We start from the raw sequence: 21713 nt of genomic DNA on the forward strand, positions 1-21713 counted from the left end.
GTTAGTACGGTGAAATGGTCGTTAGCTGAGTTACATCGTTATCAAGATGAGCCACTTCATATTCAAAGTACTTTTGATCTGAACGCATCATTAACGAAACTATTTCCAGATATTATTTTAGCCGTTCAACCGGTTAAAGTTGATGGATACGTTACTTATGACGACGGGGATGCCACGATTAGCGCACACGTTATGACGACGCTGACAGTTCCATCTAGTCGTTCGTTAACACCCGTTCAATTACCACTCGATTTTACGTTTACTGAGACGTATATTGATGATCGCTCACACTTTTCTCGCTATGAGGACGAAGATGATGTGGTTTTCCTTATAAAAAGAGGAGAATCAATTGACTTCGATACGGCATTAGCTGAAAATATTGTGGAGCAGGTACCGTTACGGGTCCTTTCTGCCGAAGAAAAATCTGGTAAACCAATGCCAAATGGTAAAGGGTGGAATGTTATCTCTGAGGATGACTATAAGGCCCAAAAGCAGAAAGATAAAAAAGTTGATCCACGTCTCGCGAAGTTGCAAAACCTTTTTCCTGATCAGGATGACAAAAAGTAGCGGACGGTTAAAAACCATTTGTGGATAATTTTAATTTCTTAGGAGGTGTCAAACATGGCTGTTCCAGCACGGAAGACTTCAAAGACTAAGAAGCGTATGCGTCGGGGTCACATTAAGTTAAATGTACCTGGCCTTACCCCTTGCCCAAACTGTGGTGAACTTCGTAAGTCACACATGGTATGCCCAAGTTGTGGATACTACGATGGCAAGCAAGTTGTTAACACTAACAACTAATTAAAATAAAAATCATCCTTTAGGCGCCGGACCTAGGATGGTTTTTTTATTTTAAAATTTTCTAAGAACTGACAGATAAAAATGATATAATCTAATTCCTTGATAAATCTATATTTTCGTATTAAGAACACTAGGGTTTATTAGAAATTTGTGATAGAATTATTGTGTTTTATTAATACGTATATCAAAAATAAGAAGATTATATAGTAGGTGAATTATTAATGAGTCGAATTTTAATTATTGAGGATGAGGAAAATTTAGCAAATTTTGTTGAACTTGAATTAAAGCACGAAGGGTATGATACCGACGTCGAACTTGATGGTCGGGCAGGCCTAGATGCTGCATTGAATCAGGACTTTGATGTTATTTTACTTGATTTAATGTTGCCCGAATTAAATGGAATTGAAGTTGCACGGCGAGTTCGTGAGTTAAAAGATACGCCGATTATTATTATGACTGCTCGTGATTCGGTTATTGACCGGGTATCTGGGTTAGACCACGGGGCTGATGATTATATTGTTAAGCCTTTTGCAATTGAAGAATTATTAGCACGTGTTCGGGCATTATTACGCCGAATTAGTATTGAGGATGGTAATAATAAAGAACATCAAACGACGGTTAACTACAAAGACTTGACTATCGAAAAGGAAAATCGGGTTGTTCGTCGTGGGGATGAGGTTATTAACTTAACTAAGCGTGAATACGAGTTGTTATTAATTCTCATGGAAAATATTAATGTAGTAATGTCACGTAAAGACCTTTTGAGTAAGGTATGGGGCTACGATTCAAAAGTTGAGACTAACGTTGTTGATGTTTATATTCGGTACTTGCGAAATAAAATTGACCGCCCTGGCGAAAAAAGCTACATTCAGACAGTGCGGGGTACTGGGTATGTAATCCGTTCATAGGAATGATTAATTATGGAGCAAAAAGATGAAAGACGGTTTATTTCATTAAAGGTTAAGTGGGCGCTTGGGACAGCATTGGGATCCCTTATCATCTTTTTTGTCGTTGTAATGGCCTTGTTTAGTGCATTTACTCAGAATCTTTTCCATCAGGAACGGCAACTATTAAATCAAGGAATGACTAATATTAGTCGCCAATTAGGAACAGCTAATGCACCATTGACTAAAAAAAGGATTAGTCGGTTAGTTGACCCAAATGCCAGTAAGTCTCAGATTATTTCTGGGCAAGACTATCGTCGACCGGTGGTAAAAGAATTAAGTGATGGTCACCTGGTGATTAATATCTATAATCCAGATGGAAAGAATATTCTAAGTACGGGACCTTATATTAAAAAACCGCATTTTACAACTAATCGTAGTGTTCATATTGCTCAAGGGCCAGATCATGATGTTTTAGTTGGACAAATGCCAATTTATGGTCAAAAAAATAACCAACTGATTGGTTATCTGCAAGTTGAAAACAACCTCGATGCCTATACACGCAGCTATCACCAGCTTGAATTAGTGTGTGCGCTTGCACTATGCTTAGTTGTAATTGCTAGTGGCTTACTTGGTTATTTTCTTTCGTTATTTCTTTTGCGACCATTGGATAATATCCATGATACAGTTAAAGAGATTAGTTCTGACCCGACAAAGGATGTACGGGTGCCAACCCTTAATCGTAATGATGAATTGGCAGAATTAACGACAATGTTCAACGAGATGCTTGATCGGATGCAACGCTATATTGACCAACAGACCCAGTTCGTTAGTGATGTAAGTCATGAATTACGGACGCCAGTGGCAATTATCCAAGGACACTTGGAAATGCTCCAACGGTGGGGGAAAGATGACCCTAAAGTTCTCAACGATTCAATTAAGGCAACGTTAATTGAGACGAAGCGAATGAAAAACCTAGTTCAGGAGATGCTTGATCTTAGCCGTGCTGAACAAGTGGAAATTAATTTTCGAAATCAGCACACGATTGTTAATGATGTCGTTCACCAAGTCTTTAATAATTTTAAAATGTTATATCCTGAGTTTACTTTTCGGTTGGATGATGACCTTAAAGAACCGATTACTGTTGATATCTATCGCGATCATCTTGAGCAAGTCTTGGTTATCTTATGCGATAATGCGGTTAAGTATTCGACTGATGACCATAAAGAGATTCACCTTAGTTTGTCACGAGGAATGAATACAGTTGAAATTGGTGTCCAGGATTTTGGCGAAGGAATTTCACAAGAGAATGTAAAACGGGTTTTTGACCGCTTTTACCGTGTTGATAAGGCACGTAGCCGTAAAAAGGGTGGTAATGGTTTGGGACTTTCGATTGCTAAGCGTCTAATCGAAGGCTACCATGGTTCAATTACCTTAGAGAGTTCCGTTGGTGCTGGTTCACTGTTTAGAATCATTCTGCCAATAATCGAAGATCCAGAAACTAAGAAGTAGATTAATTGAAGAAGGGCTTCTTTACATCTTCACGAGTATAAATGAGCTTCAGAGCTTTACCGGCGCTGGAGCTCATTTGCGTATGGTGTGTTTTTATGTGTGTTAGCTAGCTTTTTTATTATCTTAAATAGACAATTCTGTTTAACTGTTCAGTAACCAAGCAATTTTTTCACAATTAGCGGTATAATGAAAGCGAATACTAAAAAAGTGAATATTTATTGAGGAGTTGAATTGAAGTGGCTGCGAAAGAGCAGAAAAAATTAATCACTACCCCCACGTTGGTGCTAATGATTATTTCAACAATTTACGGGTTTGGTAATGTTTCGATTGCCTATGATCAAATGGCATATGCAGGAATGTTTTGGTACATTCTTGCGGGGGTATGCTTTTTCTTCCCTTGTTGTTTAATGATGGCAGAATATGGATCGGCTTTTAAGGATGCCAAAGGTGGAATCTATTCATGGCTAGCTGGTTCTATTGGTGAACGTTTGGCCTTTATCGGTACCTTTATTTGGTTGGCAAGTTGGGTTCTGTGGCTTGTTTCTAGCGCTTCCCGGCTTTGGATTACTTTGTCGGCTTTGTTATTTGGTCATGATACCACCCAACAATGGCATTGGTGGATATTTAATTCTAACCAGTTAATCGGAATTTTAGCTATTCTCTTTGTTTTATTAGTGACATTGCTAAGTTCCCAAGGAATAAACGGAATTACCAAGATTAGTTCCTTTGGGGGAGCATTTATGATTGGGATGAATGCCATCTTCATCATTGCTAGTCTTATTACAATTATTGCTAATAAGGGGGTAACTGCGCAGCCCATTCACGGTATTAGCAGTTTTATTGAATCACCTAATCCTGCATTTAAGACGCCAATTGCAATCATTTCATTTGTTGTTTATGCTATTTTTGCTTATGGTGGAATGGAGAATCTTGGTGGGGTTACTGATAGTATGAAAAATCCTGCAAAGACTTTTCCCCGCGGATTAGTGATTGGGTCACTTTTAACTATCGGAAGCTATGTTTTGATGATTTTAATGACAGGATTTTCTGTTAATTATAATCACGTAATTGCGCGGTCAAATGTTAACCTTGGTAACGTTACCTACGTGGTTTTTAATGAACTTGGGTATCAAATGGGAGTTTCACTTGGTTTAAGTCATGCAACAAATATTTTCCTTGGTTTATTATTTACGCGGATGATTGCTTTGGCTGGTTTGATGGGGATGCTTGGTGCTATGTTCCTCTTAGTCTACTCGCCAATTAAATCATTTATTATGGGGGCCAATCCTGAGTTATGGCCCAAAAAAGTAGTTAAGTTAAACAAGCATGGGATGCCAGCTTTTGCAATGTGGATTCAGGCAATCTTTGTATCTTGTATTATTTTCTTAATTGCTTTCGGGGGATCAGCTGCAGCAAGCTTTTATCAGATTCTGACCGATATGGTTAATGTTTCTACTTGTGCTCCATATATTTTCTTAGTTGGTGCTTTTCCGGTATTTCAAAGAAAGAATATCCCACATGATTTCGTTGTATTTAAGAATCGTTTTTGGACAAATGTTCTGGTTGCCTTCGTTGAAATAATTGTTTGCTTAGGAATTATCTTTACTTGTATCCAACCGATCCTTAATCGTGATTTCCAAACCGCATTCTGGACTGCATTTGGCCCCGTATTCTTTGGCTTAGTTGCATGGATATTTTATAATCATGCGGCTAAAAAGATTAATTAAAAGAGTAAGAAGCTCTTTGTTGAGATTAAAATAATAATTTTAATAGTAAAATTGCATCTTAAAAAAGGATTAGAGAAAATGTTATGAATTTTCTCTAATCCTTTTTTAAATGTTATTTAATTTTTTGAGTCGCTGGTAAATTATTGTGCCGCCGATACAACTAATTATAAATTCTGTCAATGGAACTGCTGCCCATACTCCGTTTATTCCAACAAATTTAGCTAAAAGGAGAATAGCAGGCAATAAGATGATGTATCCCCGAAGAATTGAAAGGGAGAATGATGCTCGTGCTGATCCAATTGCGGTCAAAAAAAGAATAAACAAAAGATTTAACGCGCTAAAAAAGACACTTGTAAAATAAATCGGCAAACCGACACTTGCGTATGCTACGAGCTGGCTAGAATGGGCGGTATTGAAAATTTCGATGATTGGTAATTTAAAAGCAATTAAGATGATGAAACTAACGGTTGATAAAAACAGGGTGATTACAATCCCGTTTTTTAAACTAGTAGCAACATTTTGATATTCATGTTTACCAAACTCACGACTTGCTAGTGGCTGGACACCAAGAGCTACTCCATTAGCAATCGCTAGGACAACTATAGCAATATTTGAAATTACTCCATAGGCTGCAACAGCGTAGTTATTTGCTAACTGTAATAATACGTGGTTGAAAAAGTAGATACTAACCCCGGTACTTAATTCATTTAGGGCAGATGCTATTCCTAATCGGGCTGCCCGATATATATTTGTTAGTTGGGGAAAAGCCCAGTGCCATTCAAGTTGACGGTTAGCAAAGTGTCGATGAAAGCTTAAAACAAATAAACTAATCGCTGGGGAGAAGAGAACCGCTAATGCAGCCCCTTCAATTTTTAGTCCCATCCCAAAGATAAAGAACCAGTCGATAATAATTACTGATATGGTTTCAGTCAAAGTTGCCTTCATTGTAAGTGTTGGATTACCGTCATTTCTAATAAAATTAATTGCAATATAGTTGACCATATAGAGGGGACCACTCCAAGCGATAATCCGTAAATATGTTATGGCCATTTGACGAGTAGCACTGTCAGCACCTAGAAAGTTAACCACGGGAACCGCAAAAATATTTAAGAGTACTGCTAAAACGATACCTAGACTAAGGGCAAAGATAACAAGTTGGCTAAATAAAGATTGTATGCGTTTAGGATGCATTACTTTATTTAAAGAAAAAATTGTTGCTCCACCAACGCCTAGGAGCAATCCTGTTCCATTAAAGACGTTAAAGAGTGGTAAGACCAAATTTAACGTTGTTAATCCTAACGCCCCAGCTGCAATGGAGATAAACAGTGTATCAATAATAACGTACATTGACATCCCAAGAGTGGCAATGACATTACGAATAACATAGTGGCGTACTTCTGCTGTAATTGGCATAGTTGTGTTCATAAAAAGCCTCCACAAATCATGCTCCCATCCTCCTAGTTGGACGCCTGTTTGAGAGGCATTAATTAATCTATCGTAAAACCCGGCGATTTTACCATCCTTATTTCATTTATAGTCATTTTAGCAAATTTAAGAATTAGTTTATATTATAATTCCGTTACAGTGGTCGATTTCATGTTGAACTATTTCCGCAGCAAAATCAGTTAATGAAATAGTTTGCTCTTGCCAAGCCTGATTAAAAAACTTAACTGTAATTTTTTTATAGCGTTTTGTTGGCCGCTTACCTTGTAGGGAAAGACAACCTTCGACAGTTTGATAGGGACAGCTTTTAGCAATGATTTGTGGATTAAACATAACAATATTCAATGTTCCAATCCGAGCAATAATGATGTTTTTAGTTATTCCAATCATATTAGCAGCCATGCCTACACATTCAGCTTGATGAGCATTGAGGGTATCAATCAGGTCAGGTGCAATTGATAAGTCTGCCTTCGTTGCAGGTGTTGCTTTTTTAGCAAGTAATTGTTGGTCTTTAATAATTGATTTGATCATTTGAATTCTCCTAAAATTAAAGGAAGCTGGGAATTAACTTACTCGGAGGGACGGTTGACTAGCCTAGAACGATGAATGATGATAACATCATCAGAATCGTTCGTAGTTAGGCTTGAGTCTCTCAGTTAATTCCTGCGATTAGGTTTAGTAAGTTCGTAAAATATCAGTAGGAAAAAGGGGCTGAGAAAAAATATTCTGTTTTTTCCTGCCCCTTGATACTATTATTTTTTATGGTGTTGTTTTCCAGCGTTGCGTTGCCGATTACGGTTGCTAGAGTTAGCGGAGTCTTCCTTGCGTAATTGGTCGATTGCACTTGTTGGTTTTGTTGTACTTGGTTTCTTGATTGCTGGTGCTGCTGGCATCTTTATTGGGTTATTTTTACTCTCTTCTTCAATTTGGCGCCGAATTCGTGGACGATAAGCATTAACCATCAGCGTCTGGAGAATTGCAAACAATCCGCCAATAAAAAAGTAAAGTCCTAACCCAGCAGAAGATGTAATTGAAATAAAAAAGGTCATAAATGGACTCATCCAAATTGCCATTTTCATTTGCTTTTTCTGCGCTTCTGGAACGCCCACTAGGCCAAGATAACTCTGTACTGCATAAGCAATAAATGATAGGACCGCAAGAATTATACTTGGTTTACCGAGCGGAATGCCAAAGAATGTAGCATGATAAAGGTCTGGAGAATAACGGATCGCTGCGTATAATGCAGCAAAAATTGGTAATTGGATCAGTAATGGTAAACAACCAATTCCTCCCGTTAAACTGATGTTGTTATCCCGGTAGAGAGCCATCATTTGTTGACTGACCGCCGCTTGTTCTTCAGGTGTTTTTGCTGCCTTTTGTTTTTCGGTTAACTCCTTAATCAGTGGTTGAACCTTAGACATTTTTTCTTGCATAATAGTTGATTTTTTCATTTGTGAAAACATCACTGGCAATAAAATCGTCCGAACAACAACTACGATAACAATAATGGCCCAACCGTAATTGTTTCCCATATGGCTAGCAAGCCATTCCATCAAATGCTGCATTGGCTTTGCCATATAATCATATACGAAGCCATAAGGGTGACCACTCTTTGTTGTGCGTACACATCCGCTAAGGAGTAGCAAAAGAGTAAAAAGGCCCCCTGCAATCGTTATTCGTTTATGTTTCATAATTAATGGATCAAACTCCCTTATGTTCATTTTATTTACGTTAATATTAAATATTTTACTCTATTAAAGGAGTGAATTCTACCTGTAATCATGAACTAACGGGTGATTCTAAAAGAATTTTGATAATTCTTAACTTTACCGGTCTTGATGTCAATAGTTTTAATTCGGGCATATGGAGTCGGTCCTTGCTTAATTTTATTAATCATTTGCCTAATATCGTCAACTGGTCCTTGTAATTCACAATAAACACTGCCATCTTTTTGGTTTTTAACAATTCCATTAATATGTAATTGATTTGCTAATTGGTATACGCTCCATCGGAAACCGACGCCCTGCACTCGTCCTGTTATTCTTAGCTGTTTATTAATCATCTAGCTCCTCCTTAAGAAAAACTTATAATGGTTACTTATAATTGTACATCAGGAACATGGTATAATTTAATCAATAAGAAAGGGTATGTAATTAATATGGAACAATTAACATCTATTCATAATCAGCACGTCAAAGACTGGAAGAAACTTCAGACTAAAAAGGCTCGTCAGCAGACAGGAACATATTTACTTGATGGCTGGCATCTTGTCCAAGAAGCTTCAAAGGCTGGAATAGAACTTTTAGAGCTAATTGGAACTGCTGATCAGTTAGTTGCTCATTCTGACCTGACAACAATGGCTGGACATGTTTATGAAGTTACCGAAGAAATTATGAAACATATTACTGATACGGTAACTCCGCAGGGGATTGCAGCGGTAGTTACTATGCCGGATGCCCATCGGATGCCTGCTGGACCGCTTAAGGGCGCATGGTTATTTTTAGATCGGGTCCAGGATCCTGGTAACGTTGGCACAATGGTTCGAACTGCTGATGCAGCAGGATTTGCCGGTGTTGTTGTTGGTCACCGCTCAGCAGACCTATTTGGCCCAAAGGTTGTTCGTTCAATGCAGGGTAGCCAGTTCCATTTACAGTTGTTTGAAGGTGATTTGCGAAAATGGATTGCAGATTTTAAGAGTATTGGTGCGCCGGTATTTGGCACCCAGCTCAATCCGCAAGCTAAGAATTTCCGGACTGTTAATCCCGGTGATACCTTTGCACTTGTGATGGGTAATGAAGGGCAGGGAATGAGTAATGAACTTTTGTCAATGACGACTGATAATTTATATATTCCGATGCGGGGCGATGCAGAATCACTTAATGTAGCAATTTCTGCTGGAATCCTGATGTTTCAACTTAACCAAAATTTAGATTAAATTAATTTATTTTCCGTACAAAATCGTGTATGATAATTTCAATAAATAGAAAAGGGGTATTACATGAAATCAAAAAATGAATGGCGCGCCGATAAGGAGTATGTATCGATTGTTGCCGACTTATTAGCTCAGCCAGCTGTCCAAAAGCTAGCTAATTATACTCAGCACCATCACTCTACACGTTTGCAACATTCTATTGCGGTTTCGTATGATAGCTATAAAATTGCCAAGAAAATGCATCTTGACTATCGAAGCACTGCACGGGCAGGATTACTACATGATCTTTTTTATTATGACTGGCGAACAACCAAGTTTAATTTAGGGACCCATGCTTTTATCCATCCCCGCGTGGCGTTACGAAATGCAGAGAAGCTGACACCGCTGAATAAAAAAGAAAAGGATATTATTCTCAAGCATATGTTCGGCGCAACCCTAGCAGTTCCTCGCTATCCAGAGAGTTTAATCGTTTCGCTTGTTGATGATTTTGAGGCAGAGCACGAGTTCTTTGGTCCACTGCGGGCAAAGTTACGTCGGAAGATTAAGAAACGTCGGATGCGAACAACTTGGTAGATGAGAGGGAGATTTATTTATGGAACAATTAGTAGCAGAAAAGGCATTGGATGAAGATTGTAAACTATGTCCTAAATTTACTCATACGTTTATGATTTTGGGGAAAAAATGGAATGGTCTAATTATTGAGGTGTTACTAGAAAAAGGTAACATGCGATTTAAGGATATCGCTAACAGTATCACAAAATGTAGTGATCGTGTTTTATGTGAACGGTTAAAAGAATTAGAAGATGAGCAAATCGTTAGTCGTAACACGTATGAAGGATCTAGTCGAGTTGATTATTCTTTGACTGAACGTGGACAAGAATTAAAGCCAGTTATGGATGCTGTTCATGTTTGGAGCGATAAGTGGATTTAAACAATTTGCCTAAAATAACGCTTGACGGTCTGATAATGATTGTCTAGAATATGTAATTGAGTTAAAGGCAATGATGGAAACTAGTAGCTGGATGATCCTGTTAGAGAGTCGTGACCTAGTTCTGAGAGTTACGATCAGTGATTTAAAGTGAATTTCATTTCCGGAGCTGATACGTAATGGTATTCCGGCCAATCACCGTTATTGATTATTGAGTGTGTAGATTTTCTACAAACTAGGGTGGTACCGCGTAACCTCGTCCCTATATTGGGATGGGGTTTTTTATTTGATTTAAGGAGTGAAATTATGGGATTAAGAGAAAAATTAGCCGATTTGCGGGATCAAGGGTTGCAAGACATTAGGCAATCAGAAGACCTAAAAAGGGTTAATGAGATTCGGGTTAAGATGCTTGGTAAAAAGGGACCAATTACGTCTGTTCTTCGTGGAATGCGTGAATTAAGTGCTGAAGAACGGCCCAAAGTTGGTCAATTTGCTAATAAGGTACGCGATGAGTTAACTGCTGCTATTGAGACTAAGCGGGCAGAATTAGAACAGGCAGCAATGAATGCCAAACTTGCGGCCCAAACAATTGATGTTACTCTTCCAGGAACACCAGTAGCGCAAGGTGAACCGCACGTTATTCAGCAAATTATTGACCAGGTTGTCGACCTCTTTGTATCAATGGGCTATGAAGTAGCAGTAGGTGATGAGGTTGAACAGGAAGTTTATAACTTTGAAAAACTCAATTTACCTAAAGACCACCCAGCACGTGATATGCAGGACACTTTCTATGTTACCTCATCAGTGTTGATGCGGACCCAGACCTCCCCTATGCAAGCACGGATGCTAGAAAAGCATGATTTTAGTCAGGGACCGTTAAAAATGATTTCACCAGGTAAAGTTTATCGTCGTGATACTGACGATGCGACTCATAGCCACCAATTCCATCAGATTGAAGGGATGGTAGTTGGCAAAAATATTACAATGGCTGATCTTAAGGGTACTTTAGAAACTGTTGCGCAAAGCCTCTTTGGTGATAAATTAAAGGTTCGTCTTCGGCCAAGTTATTTTCCGTTTACGGAACCATCAGTTGAGGCTGACATTACCTGTTTCAATTGTTTAGGAAAAGGATGTGCGATTTGTAAACACACTGGCTGGATTGAAGTTCTTGGTGCCGGAATGGTTCACCCGAATGTTTTGAAAATGTCAGGTGTTGACCCAGAAGAATATGGTGGATTTGCTTTTGGATTAGGACCGGACCGGTTTGCAATGTTGAAGTACGGAGTTGATGATATTCGTAACTTCTATCTTAATGATGTCCGTTTCCTCAACCAATTCGACCAGAAAGGATAATGCAAAATGAAAGTATCATACCAATGGTTACAAGAATACCTTGATTTAGATGTAGATCCGCGAGATCTTGCGGAAAAGATTGCCCGTACCTCGGTTGACATCAATGACGTTTATTCATTGAGTGATGGGCTAAAGAAGATTGTGGTCGGGGAAGTTATTGAATGTAAAAATCACCCTGACTCTGACCACTTACACATTTGCCAGGTTGATGTGGGCGAAGAAGCGCCAATTCAAATTGTTTGTGGTGCGCCAAATGTTCAGGCCGGTAAAAAAGTGATTGTGGCATTACATGGTGCTAGAATCGCTGATAATCAAAAAATTAAGCGTGGTAAGATCCGGGGAGTAGAATCTAACGGAATGCTTTGTGCTCTCCAAGAAATTGGTTTTAGTGATAAAATCGCACCAAAGGATTATGAAGAAGGAATTTATTTCTTACCAAACGATTCACAAAACGGCGATTCCGTATTCAAATATTTAGGCATGGACGATACAATTATTGATACGGATGTCACGCCTAACCGTGGAGATATGCTTAGTATTTATGGCAATGTTAATGATATTGCTGCTTTTTATCGCTTGAAGCCACATTTTAAGGAATTGGCTGTAAAAGAAGAAAGCGCTGAAAAAACGGCTGATTTAGTTCAAACTGATATTGAAGATTCCCAAATTGCCCCAACTTATAAGCTTAGAGTTATCAAGGGAGTTCAAATTGCGGATAGTCCGCTTTGGCTTCAAATTCGGCTGTGGAATAGTGGAATTCGACCAGTCAATAATGTCGTAGATGTTACCAATTATATTCTTCTAAAATACGGTCAACCACTTCACAGTTATGATTATGACCAACTTCCGGCTCATAATTTCGGTGTTCGTCATGCTAATGAGGGCGAAGAATTTGTAACGCTTGACGGGGATGAACAAAAGTTAAAGGAAACAGATATTGTAGTAACTGTTAATGACCAACCGGTTGCTCTTGCTGGAACAATGGGAGGCCAAGGAACAGCGGTTAACGATAATACCACTACAGTAGCATTAGAAGCTGCTATTTTCGATTCAGTAATGGTTCGTAAACAGGCTCGTCGTCTTGACCTTCATAGTGAATCTTCAATGCGCTTTGAACGGGGAATTAACCCGGCAACAGTTGAAACAGCACTTAATGAAGCAGCAGAAATGATTAAAGAACTTGCTGGTGGAACTATAACGGCTGGTATTGTGACCGGTAGTGAAGCCCCAGCCGTTGATAAGTCAATTAAGCTTTCACTTACGAAGGTTAATCATGTTCTTGGAACTAAGCTTACAATGGATCAGGTAGAAGATATCTTTGATCGTTTAGCGTTTGATTATCATCAAGATAGCGATGACCAATTGACAGTAATTGCACCGGCACGTCGATGGGATATCAGTATTGCAGCGGACCTGTATGAAGAAATTGCTCGTATTTATGGTTATGATAACTTACCATCAACACTACCGACAATGACACGTAACCGTGGTGGGTTAACTCCACGCCAACGCTTTATTCGGGCAAGTCGTCATGACTTAGAAGGAATGGGGTTAACGCAGGCAATTAGTTATTCATTAACAACCGTTGAAAAGGCTAAGCAGTTCCAGATTACGCCACTTAATGAACCGATGAAGCTAGACTTCCCAATGAGTTCTGACCACGTCGCTACTCGAATGAACATTATTAGTGGCTTACTTAATGATGTTGCTTATAATGTTGCACGGAATGTCGAAAACGTTGCCTTATATGAACAGGGACGGGTTTTCCTACCAAAAGGTGACGAGCGACCTGAGGAACAAGAACATTTGGCTGGAGCAGTAACTGGACAATTAGTTGCTAATAGTTGGAATAAGAAGGATCAACCGGTTGATTTCTTCCAATTGAAGGGTATCGTTGAACGTTACATGCATAACATGGGAATTGCTGGGCAGATTTCATTTGTTCCGACAACAGCACGACCGGAAATGCACCCGGGACGGACTGCTGACATAAAGATTGACAACGAATTAGTTGGATTTATTGGTCAAGTTCATCCACAAACGGCAAAAGAATATAAAATTCCAGAAACTTATGTCTTTGAACTTAACCTTGAGGCCTTACTTGCAACGCCAAAGATTGAAAATGAATATACAGCAATTAGTAAGTATCCATCTATTACGCGTGATATTGCGCTGTTAGTTGATGCAGATGTTGAAAATGCAACAATTGTAAAAGCAATCAAGCAAAAAGGCGGTGCTTTCTTAAAAGAGGTTCACTTGTTTGATGTTTATGCCGGCTCCCATCTTCCAGTCGGAAAGAAGTCCTTGGCTTATACATTAACTTACCAAGACAATAATGGCACCTTAACAGAAGAGCAGGTTAATAGTGCCTTTGATAAGGTTACAACCTTCTTGAAAGATAAAGTTGATGCTGAAATTCGTTAAATTAGTGTAAAGAGATTGTGTAAAATTAACTTTACAGAATCTCTTTAATCTTTTAAATAAAAAAGTGCAGATATCGTTTTTTTACGTATATATAATAATAGAGGGATATTAATTGATGAAAGAGCAGTTGAAGATTTCTAATTTTTCTGCTATTTTATTAATGGTTTGATAAGTGTTTTTGATGATTTTATATAAAAGAAAGGACAAATAATGAATAGTACAACAAAGAAAATTTTAGCGTCTTCGCTTGGAATGGCTGGGGCAATGGCAATGGGAACAGTTACCGCTAAAGCTGATACGACTGTTACGGTTAATGCTGGTGATAATTTAAACGCAATTGCGCAGAAATATAATGTGAGTGCAGATGATATTGCAACCGCTAATCACCTACAAAATAAAGAGCTGATTTTTGTTGGTCAAAAGCTGACGATCCCAACGAAAAGCAAAGACAACTCAGCAAATAATGGTCAGGTTGCAGCTAACCAGAAGCAAGATCAAGGCGCAAAAAATAGCCAAAGTTTAAAAGATTCCGTTAACAAGGCAATGTCTTACTTAGGGACTCCATATGTTTGGGGTGGTAATAAGCCGGGCGGATTTGATTGCTCAGGGTTAGTACAATACTGTTATGGTATCCCTCAACGCACTACTTATGAACAACAAGCATTAGGTCCGCACATTCATGACAATGTTCTTAATGCTCCATATGGGGCGCTTGTATTTTATGGTTCTGACGATGCGCCATATCATGTTGCAATTTCCCTTGGTGATGGACGGATTATCCAAGCACCAAATGAAAATGAGACGGTTAAGATTACTGACCAACAATACTTCCCAGGTAATTATTACGTGGTAATGCATTAGTTTTTCTTTCTAGCCTACTTTTAATAATTTAAAATCAGCAATTACCTTGCGCATCGCATGTGAGTGCTATATACTATTTCAGATTAGAAAGTTTAATTGAGGAGACGAATTAATGAGTACTCAACAGGATAAACACCCGGTAATTATTGGTGTTACTGGTGGTTCTGGTAGCGGAAAGACAACTGTAAGTAAAAAGATCTATGATCAATTGCATGGGCAAGCCATTCAGATTATTAATGAAGATACTTACTACAATGATCAAGCAGACATGACAATGGAAGAACGAAAAGCAGTTAACTATGATCATCCATTGGCATTTGATACGGATCTTTTAATTAAGCAGTTATCGACATTGCGTAATAACAAGGCAATTGAGATGCCGGTTTATGATTACAAGCAGTACACCCGGTCGAATAAGACAGTTCATGTTGAACCAACAGACGTAATTATTTTAGAAGGAATTTTGATTCTTGACGATGAACGATTACGGGACTTAATGGACATTAAGATTTATGTTGATACTGAAGACGATATCCGGATTATTCGGCGAATCCAGCGGGACATGGTTGAGCGAGGACGGTCCCTCGAATCAATCATTACTCAGTATCTGGCTACTGTTAAACCAATGCATCATCAATTTGTTGAACCAACAAAACGCTATGCGGACATTATTATCCCTAATGGTGGTGAAAACCAAGTAGCAATTGATTTATTGACTACTAAGATTCGGGATATTTTGGTAAAACATGGTCATACCGAATTACAATAGGTGTTTACAAGCTGAAGTAGAAATGGTAATGTTGCACTGGATAAATTATGAGGAGTGTTTATAAATGGCTGAAGAAAAAACTTTTCCAATGACCCTTGAAGGGAAGAAAAAGCTTGAAGATGAACTTGAAGAATATCGATTGAAGCGTCGTCCAGAGGTTATTAAGCGGATAAAGATTGCTCGTAGTTACGGCGACTTGTCCGAAAATTCAGAATACGAATCAGCTAAGGATGAGCAGGCAATGGTTGAGAGCCGGATTGCTCAAATTGAAAATATGCTTCAATATGCTGAAATCATTGACAATGAAGACGTTGATAAAGATGAAGTATCAATGGGGCGGACAATTACTATTCAAGAATTGCCAGATGAAGAACCAGAAGAATATCAAATTGTCGGAGAATCTGAATCTGATCCATTTAATGGCAAAATTTCAAACGAATCACCAATGGCCAAAGGTTTATTAGGTCATAAAGTTGGCGAAGAGGTTGAAGTTGAAGTTCCTAATGGGACAATCAAAGTTAAGATTGTTAAGGTCGATTAATTGTAAAAAGAGCTTATGATGAATTTCCTAAATCATTATAGGTTCTTTTTTGTTTATTTATATTCACTTGTCACTATGTTATAGTAAAGACTATGAAAACGATATCAAAAAAGGCAGAAGGTGAATTAAATTGAAATTAATTATTACAGATGCTGCAAGTAAGTGGTTTCGTGATGAAATGGGTTTACAAGCGGGTAATGGAATAAAGTTTTACGGCAAAACTTATGGTCGGACCGAGGTTCATCATGGATTTTCGCAAGGATTTACTCGTGAAGATAAACCAGTTGATCCAATTTTAGAAATTAAAAAGGATGGAATAAACTACCACGTTGATTCATTGGATGATTGGTTCTTTAAGGGGCTTATTACAACTGTTGACTACAGTGCTAAAGATGATGGCCCGGTCTTCCATTTTCAGCATGAGGACGGGGATCATACACCTGATGTTGCTGGATTAGCTCATGATGGTGACGATCATGCTGATAATAAGGCAGATGCATCGACAGGGGCTTCACAAAAATAAAGAAGCGTAATTATGCTATTCATTACAGCATAACTATGCTTCTTTTAATTTACCGTTTAGTTATTGAAAATAGATTTTTGCTGATGTTCTTTTCTAATCCACCAACCAGTAATTATGAGACTCAAAAGGGTAACTAAAAGACCGGAAATAAGGTATGGTGGACGGTAATAGAACTCAACATGGTGTTTTCCAGGATTCATGGGAATAGCCATAAATGTATTTAGCACTGTCCGGGGAGCAACTGTTTTACCATCGACTTTAACATGCCAACCGGTAGCAGCCGGAATCGTTGTCATTAACACGTGTTGTCCAGCATGAAGCTTAACGGTTCCCTTAATTTCGTTGCTGCTATATGAAGAAATCTTAAGTGGTGATCTTTTAAGTGTCTTTAAACTTGCGTCAAATGCTCGCTGCTTTAGCTGGTAGATACTGACGTTTTGCATCCATAAGGTAGCTTTTTTTAAGCTAAGGTTAATAGTAATCTTTTGTCCCTTTTGATCGTGTGCAACATTGATAACCACGGTATTACGAAAAGTATCATACTGGGTGAAATGTTTATTGTTCATCGTGATTGTGGCATCTTCTTTAACGTTTGGACCGAGGGTAAGATAATATGAATCATTAGTCGGAGGAATGAATTCTAATTGAACTGAAGCGGGGCGCAGAAGGTTTTGTTTACGAAAAATAGTTCCGGTAATTTGTTTAGCACTTTGAACATTATTAAACTTAACGGAACTAAAATTTTGAACGGCGAATAAAGAATGAAAGGTTGGGCGTCCAGCTAATGTTTGGAAAATTTGTGATTGATAATTTAACGGATCCATTGTTGTTCGCTGTAGATTAAGAATAGCTGCGTTCGCCCCAAAAGCAATCGGTAAGGAATAAGGATTCTCTCGTAAATTAACCGCGGTCGTATTACCAATCAGGGGATAGCTATACCAGTCAGGTCGAAAGCCGGATAATGGTAGATCTTGTCCAGCCGTGGTATTACGAGTATTCATCGTATATTTATAATCAAGGAGGGCATCACTGACTTCCGTTCCATTAGCATAAGTCACAAAGCCATCACCATCTGGTTGTCCGATTGCGCCCATAAATGCGGGAATTGGTGGTTCAAGAGTAGAACCAAAGTGATCTCCAGAATTAAAGTCGGCTTGGAATGGGTCGTCTTTTGTCCGCATGAAGGTTTTAGCCACCCGGTAGAGACCATCATCCTGTTCTTTTAGCTTTTTTATGGATTTATCTAAGGCAATGGTGTAGTTACCAAATTCAGGCTGAGATACGTATGAAATTTTATTTAGAGCGGTGTATCCACTCATTGCAATATCACAAACCGCCAGTAAGATTAATAAAACATCATATAGGCGAGGGGAATTTCTTCGTGGAATGCAGAGACAACAAATTGCAATTAAGGCAAAGCAAAGACCGATATTTCGTTGACTTCGATTAATATAAGATAAATTTAAGGTGCCAACATACCAATAAATTGCAATAATTAAGATTGTTAGGAGAAAAGCACTACGGTTTTTAATTTGAAAATCTGGTTGGATAACTTTAGCAGCAAGATAAATACACCAAAATGAAAAGAGGTAAGAGAAACGATAAGGATACCAAACAGGAAATTGTCCAGCGTGCCACAATAAATCAAGCGGTTCGTAACAAAATGAAAGAATAAAGAATGCGGAGATAATAGCGCCAATAATTCGTTGCTTAAGGGAAAAACGGTTATCAAAAAAGTAGAGACAGGCACCGATCATTAAAAGCATTCCAATATAAATATTGGGTTGGCCGCTTGGCATCTGACCAAAGCTAAATGAGCCCGGAACAAGTTTACCGAGTATTTTGGGGACAAAATATTCAAAATGATTATGAATCTTTGTCTCAGTATATGTTCCTTTACTTTGCATTAAGGCGTAAAAGGTTGGTAAAAGGACAACTGCAGAAATTCCAGTAGCTAAAAGGGAGCTAGCAATGTAGCGCAGGAAGATAGTTCCCCGTTGACGCCAAGTAGTAATAGTTGACATTTGCCAAACGTAAAACAGAAAAGTAAAGATGGCAATCATCCAGCCCATGTAGTAATTGTCAATCATCATCACTGCGAGCCAGCCAATATATGGGCCAACGTATTGCCGGTGAATAAGTTGGAGTAGTCCCCAAATGATTAATGGTAAAAGGATAAGTGCATCTTGCCAAATCATATTCAATTGGTTGGCAATCATCCACCCATTCATTGAATAAACCGTACTAAAGGCAAGAATTCGCCACCCTTGTTGTAATTTAGTTTTTTGTAATAACCAAGCAAAACTTAAACCAGAAAGGCCATAGCGGATAAGGGTTACGATGGTAATTCCGGTTGCCAGATGTTGGGCCGGAAAGAGTAATAAGACTAAATTTAATGGACTAAGCAGGTAGTAGGCATTTGTTCCGTACATTTCTCCACCGAGTCCTTTACTAAACGAATAAAAGAAGCTACTTGGATGGTGTAATATGGTATTTCGTAGATAAGCAAAAAAATCGACATATTGCTGACCGAGATCAACAGTAAGCAGGCTGCTTTTACCAAAGGGCGTCATTTGCCGGTACATGAAATAACAGGCCATTAATGCGACCGGTAATAAGAAACTTACAATTAAAATTTTGTATCGATAGAAACGATTATGTTGTTGATATAAAAACACAGCAAATTTCTCCTTCTTCTCATTAAATAAACACATCCACCCTATCATATCTTGTTTCGAAATGATAATCATTACTATTGTTCATTAAATTTCATTAAATCATTGGAATAAGTTCTTCATTTCTTATAAAATAAAGAGTATTATTTTCACGTTAGTAGTGATAAATTATCTGTGGAGATAGGTAATTTTTGCTAAAATAGATTCACTACCATGAAGGAGAATTGTAAAACTGTGAAATTCTTTGATCGAATCATGAACTTATTTGGTTCACGTAATAAAAAACGGCAAAATGCGCAGTCGATTATTCCATTTCGGCTAAATATGCTGCTGTGGATTGTCGGCGTTTTACTATTAGCTTTAACTGTTCGCTTATTTTACCTTCAAGTCCTACAAGGAACATCTTATAAGGCTGAGGTGAAGAGATCTGATACGACAACGCAGACTAATAATGTTCAGCGGGGGATGATATATGATGCCCAGGGTAACGTTATTGTAGGTAATCAGACCCACCAGGCGATCACATATACTAAGGGAGCTAATGTTACAACAGACCAGCTCTATCAAATCGCTAATCGACTAGGACGTTATGTATCAGTTTCTAATAAGAACTCTCGTTTAATGGAACGTAACGAAGAAGACTACTATCTTGCGGACAAAGAACGGTTGAAGAGCGTCTTAAAACACGTAAAAACATCAGATGAAGATTCAGAGGATACAAAATATAATAAAGCTTTAGACTACTTAAGCAAGCATCCTGGTGCATGGGAGTTGACTGACCAGCAAAAGAATAATGCTCGAATTTATGCGGCCATGAGCGGTGCATACTCTCTTTCGACAACTTATATTAAGGAGACGGGAGTCAGTGCAAAAGAATTAGCCGCAGTTGGTGAACACCTAAATGAGATGCCCGGTGTAAAAATTGGTACATCATGGACGCGAAACTATCCACAGGGTAAGGATATTCAATCGTTGACAGGAACAGTTTCAACAACTGGGTTGCCAAGTGATGAGGTTAATTCATTGCTTGCCCAAGGATATTCACGGAATGATAGTGTTGGTCAGAGTTACCTTGAAAAACAATTCCAGGCCACACTTGCGGGATCAAAGTCACAAACAGAAGTGACAACTAATGGTAATGATGTAACAAAAGAAAAGACAAAGTACCCTGGAAAGAAAGGTGACAACCTTGTCTTAACGATTAACGCCAAGTTCCAAAAGAAAGTGCAATCAATCTTAAAAAATAATTACTCTGCAGCCGGAAACCAATATTCGACAGGGGTATACGCTGTAGTTATGAATCCGAACACAGGAGCAATTTATGCAATGGCGGGAATTGACCGTGACCCAGAGACCGGAAAAGAAACACCAGATGAGATTGGTGCAATCAACCACCCGATCACGATGGGGTCTGTAGTTAAGCCAGCAATGGTGATGGGTGCGCTGATGGATGGGGTGATTACGCCAACCAACAATACCTTAACGGATATGCCCATTAAAGTTGCCGGTACTTCATCAAAGGGTTCCTGGTTTAACCATGGTGGTTCTGCAAACATGGCAGTTAATGCGCCAACTGCTCTTGAGGTTTCCTCTAACTCTTACATGATGCAACTCTTAATGAAAGAGGGAGGGATGAAGTATTCACCTAATGCTCAAATTACAATGAAGCCAACGATTTTTGCTAAAGCACGGGGATACTTTAACATGTTTGGTTTAGGTGTGAAGACAGGAATTGACTTGCCGGGAGAGACAAGTGGATATACTGGTCCAGCTGATCAAAAGCATATTGGTTCTGCACTTGACTTGTCTTACGGTAACTATGACGGTTACACTCCTATTCAGTTAGCTCAATACATGTCAACGATTGCTAATGGTGGTAATCGGATGCGTCCATATATTGTTAAAGAAATTCGGGGAACAAAAGCCAATGGTGAACTTGGCCCTGTAGAGTACACGACGAGGCCACAAGTTCAGATGACTATTCCAGCATCAAAAGCAGATTTCAATGTGGTTAAGCAAGGGCTTTATCAGGTGGTACATGGGTCAAACCGTTATATTACGGGTAAAGCTTTAGCAAGTGTAAAGCCATCAATTTCTGGTAAGACAGGGACTGCTGAAACTTACTATAAGTCGCATTCCACTACTACTTTAAGCTTTGCAGGCTATGCTCCTTCAGATAATCCGCAAGTTGTTGTTGCCCTTGCTATTCCAGGGGCATCTAATTCTGATGGTGGGGCAAACCTAACGATGGCTAAACAAATTTTTGAAGCATATTGGAAGATGGTTCAAAGTCCTAAAGATGTTAGTAAATAATTAAGCTGTCAAGGAAATTTCCTTAAC

The 21713-nt window shown here is 38.7% G+C and carries 20 protein-coding genes and 1 other annotated feature; of the genes, 15 read left to right on the forward strand and 5 right to left on the reverse strand.

Annotation, left to right across the window (positions count from 1 at the left end):
• Positions 1-9: 9 nt before the first annotated feature.
• The 5 genes from H5S39_RS09585 (at position 10) to yjeM (ending at position 4924) form a co-directional block, all read left to right on the forward strand.
• Positions 10-567 (forward strand): YceD family protein, encoded by a 558-nt coding sequence (locus H5S39_RS09585; protein ID WP_182595030.1) that lies wholly within the window; start codon positions 10-12, stop codon positions 565-567.
• Positions 568-621: 54 nt separating this feature from the next.
• Positions 622-801, forward strand: coding sequence for a 50S ribosomal protein L32 (rpmF, locus tag H5S39_RS09590; protein WP_003664092.1), 180 nt, complete (start codon positions 622-624; stop codon positions 799-801).
• 221 nt (positions 802-1022) lie between these two features.
• Positions 1023-1709 (forward strand): response regulator transcription factor, encoded by a 687-nt coding sequence (locus H5S39_RS09595; RefSeq protein ID WP_153931047.1) that lies wholly within the window; start codon positions 1023-1025, stop codon positions 1707-1709.
• A 12-nt stretch (positions 1710-1721) separates the two neighbouring features.
• Positions 1722-3197: a HAMP domain-containing sensor histidine kinase gene (locus H5S39_RS09600; protein WP_182595029.1), complete on the forward strand. Its 1476-nt coding sequence runs from the start codon at positions 1722-1724 to the stop codon at positions 3195-3197.
• A gap of 236 nt (positions 3198-3433) precedes the next feature.
• Positions 3434-4924, forward strand: a complete 1491-nt coding sequence (gene yjeM, locus H5S39_RS09605) for a glutamate/gamma-aminobutyrate family transporter YjeM (RefSeq protein ID WP_182595028.1) — start codon at positions 3434-3436, stop codon at positions 4922-4924.
• 105 nt (positions 4925-5029) lie between these two features.
• On the opposite strand, the gene H5S39_RS09610 is transcribed toward yjeM, so the two are convergent.
• The 4 genes from H5S39_RS09610 to H5S39_RS09625 all read right to left on the reverse strand — a co-directional run bounded on the left by H5S39_RS09610 (position 5030) and on the right by H5S39_RS09625 (position 8429).
• The gene (locus H5S39_RS09610) at positions 5030-6349 is read right to left on the reverse strand and encodes an MATE family efflux transporter (protein WP_182595027.1); all 1320 of its coding nucleotides are present in this window, start codon (positions 6347-6349) and stop codon (positions 5030-5032) included.
• Between the two features lie 138 nt (positions 6350-6487).
• Entirely contained in the window at positions 6488-6898 is a 411-nt protein-coding gene (locus H5S39_RS09615) for a peptide deformylase (RefSeq protein WP_182595026.1), read from the reverse strand.
• 221 nt (positions 6899-7119) lie between these two features.
• Positions 7120-8058 (reverse strand): membrane protein insertase YidC, encoded by a 939-nt coding sequence (yidC, locus tag H5S39_RS09620; protein WP_182595025.1) that lies wholly within the window; start codon positions 8056-8058, stop codon positions 7120-7122.
• Positions 8059-8153: 95 nt separating this feature from the next.
• A complete protein-coding gene (locus H5S39_RS09625) occupies positions 8154-8429 on the reverse strand; it encodes an acylphosphatase (protein WP_182595024.1) in 276 nt (91 codons plus the stop codon).
• A 96-nt stretch (positions 8430-8525) separates the two neighbouring features.
• Here H5S39_RS09625 and H5S39_RS09630 point away from each other — a divergent pair, with 96 nt between their 5' ends.
• From H5S39_RS09630 to H5S39_RS09670, 9 genes are all read left to right on the forward strand, one after another.
• Positions 8526-9302 carry a TrmH family RNA methyltransferase gene (locus H5S39_RS09630; protein ID WP_182595103.1) on the forward strand — a complete coding sequence of 259 codons (777 nt, stop codon included), beginning with the start codon at positions 8526-8528 and terminating at the stop codon, positions 9300-9302.
• A 63-nt stretch (positions 9303-9365) separates the two neighbouring features.
• Positions 9366-9872, forward strand: a complete 507-nt coding sequence (locus H5S39_RS09635) for an HD domain-containing protein (RefSeq protein WP_153930890.1) — start codon at positions 9366-9368, stop codon at positions 9870-9872.
• A 19-nt stretch (positions 9873-9891) separates the two neighbouring features.
• Complete coding sequence (locus tag H5S39_RS09640) at positions 9892-10230, forward strand: winged helix-turn-helix transcriptional regulator (RefSeq protein WP_182595023.1); 339 nt, start codon at positions 9892-9894, stop codon at positions 10228-10230.
• Between the two features lie 61 nt (positions 10231-10291).
• Positions 10292-10494 (forward strand) — a binding site (T-box leader).
• Between the two features lie 39 nt (positions 10495-10533).
• Positions 10534-11580 (forward strand): phenylalanine--tRNA ligase subunit alpha, encoded by a 1047-nt coding sequence (gene pheS / locus H5S39_RS09645; protein WP_182595022.1) that lies wholly within the window; start codon positions 10534-10536, stop codon positions 11578-11580.
• A 6-nt stretch (positions 11581-11586) separates the two neighbouring features.
• On the forward strand, positions 11587-14004 hold the full coding sequence (gene pheT / locus H5S39_RS09650; protein WP_182595021.1) for a phenylalanine--tRNA ligase subunit beta: 2418 nt from the start codon (positions 11587-11589) through the stop codon (positions 14002-14004).
• 210 nt (positions 14005-14214) lie between these two features.
• Positions 14215-14865, forward strand: coding sequence for a C40 family peptidase (locus H5S39_RS09655; protein WP_182595020.1), 651 nt, complete (start codon positions 14215-14217; stop codon positions 14863-14865).
• Between the two features lie 112 nt (positions 14866-14977).
• On the forward strand, positions 14978-15634 hold the full coding sequence (udk, locus tag H5S39_RS09660; protein ID WP_182595019.1) for a uridine kinase: 657 nt from the start codon (positions 14978-14980) through the stop codon (positions 15632-15634).
• Between the two features lie 64 nt (positions 15635-15698).
• Positions 15699-16175 (forward strand): transcription elongation factor GreA, encoded by a 477-nt coding sequence (greA, locus tag H5S39_RS09665; RefSeq protein WP_153930895.1) that lies wholly within the window; start codon positions 15699-15701, stop codon positions 16173-16175.
• Positions 16176-16305: 130 nt separating this feature from the next.
• On the forward strand, positions 16306-16698 hold the full coding sequence (locus tag H5S39_RS09670) for a HesB/YadR/YfhF family protein (RefSeq protein WP_182595018.1): 393 nt from the start codon (positions 16306-16308) through the stop codon (positions 16696-16698).
• Between the two features lie 56 nt (positions 16699-16754).
• Here H5S39_RS09670 and H5S39_RS09675 read toward each other — a convergent pair whose 3' ends face one another.
• Positions 16755-19376 carry a YfhO family protein gene (locus H5S39_RS09675; protein WP_182595017.1) on the reverse strand — a complete coding sequence of 874 codons (2622 nt, stop codon included), beginning with the start codon at positions 19374-19376 and terminating at the stop codon, positions 16755-16757.
• 210 nt (positions 19377-19586) lie between these two features.
• Between H5S39_RS09675 and H5S39_RS09680 the strand changes: the two genes are divergently transcribed.
• Positions 19587-21686: a peptidoglycan D,D-transpeptidase FtsI family protein gene (locus H5S39_RS09680; RefSeq protein WP_182595016.1), complete on the forward strand. Its 2100-nt coding sequence runs from the start codon at positions 19587-19589 to the stop codon at positions 21684-21686.
• The last annotated feature ends 27 nt before the right edge of the window (positions 21687-21713 follow it).

The sequence above is a fragment of the Limosilactobacillus rudii genome, from assembly GCF_014145455.1.
GTDB classification, from domain to species: Bacteria; Bacillota; Bacilli; order Lactobacillales; family Lactobacillaceae; genus Limosilactobacillus; species Limosilactobacillus rudii.

Coding starts and splice junctions, on each gene's coding strand:
- rpmF (WP_003664092.1), top strand. CDS start 622: ATGGCTGTTCCAGCACGGAAGACTTCAAAGACTAAGAAGCGTATGCGT.
- H5S39_RS09595 (WP_153931047.1), top strand. CDS start 1,023: ATGAGTCGAATTTTAATTATTGAGGATGAGGAAAATTTAGCAAATTTT.
- H5S39_RS09600 (WP_182595029.1), top strand. CDS start 1,722: ATGGAGCAAAAAGATGAAAGACGGTTTATTTCATTAAAGGTTAAGTGG.
- H5S39_RS09610 (WP_182595027.1), bottom strand. CDS start 6,349: ATGAACACAACTATGCCAATTACAGCAGAAGTACGCCACTATGTTATT.
- H5S39_RS09615 (WP_182595026.1), bottom strand. CDS start 6,898: ATGATCAAATCAATTATTAAAGACCAACAATTACTTGCTAAAAAAGCA.
- yidC (WP_182595025.1), bottom strand. CDS start 8,058: ATGAAACATAAACGAATAACGATTGCAGGGGGCCTTTTTACTCTTTTG.
- H5S39_RS09625 (WP_182595024.1), bottom strand. CDS start 8,429: ATGATTAATAAACAGCTAAGAATAACAGGACGAGTGCAGGGCGTCGGT.
- H5S39_RS09630 (WP_182595103.1), top strand. CDS start 8,526: ATGGAACAATTAACATCTATTCATAATCAGCACGTCAAAGACTGGAAG.
- H5S39_RS09635 (WP_153930890.1), top strand. CDS start 9,366: ATGAAATCAAAAAATGAATGGCGCGCCGATAAGGAGTATGTATCGATT.
- H5S39_RS09640 (WP_182595023.1), top strand. CDS start 9,892: ATGGAACAATTAGTAGCAGAAAAGGCATTGGATGAAGATTGTAAACTA.
- pheS (WP_182595022.1), top strand. CDS start 10,534: ATGGGATTAAGAGAAAAATTAGCCGATTTGCGGGATCAAGGGTTGCAA.
- pheT (WP_182595021.1), top strand. CDS start 11,587: ATGAAAGTATCATACCAATGGTTACAAGAATACCTTGATTTAGATGTA.
- H5S39_RS09655 (WP_182595020.1), top strand. CDS start 14,215: ATGAATAGTACAACAAAGAAAATTTTAGCGTCTTCGCTTGGAATGGCT.
- udk (WP_182595019.1), top strand. CDS start 14,978: ATGAGTACTCAACAGGATAAACACCCGGTAATTATTGGTGTTACTGGT.
- greA (WP_153930895.1), top strand. CDS start 15,699: ATGGCTGAAGAAAAAACTTTTCCAATGACCCTTGAAGGGAAGAAAAAG.
- H5S39_RS09680 (WP_182595016.1), top strand. CDS start 19,587: ATGAAGGAGAATTGTAAAACTGTGAAATTCTTTGATCGAATCATGAAC.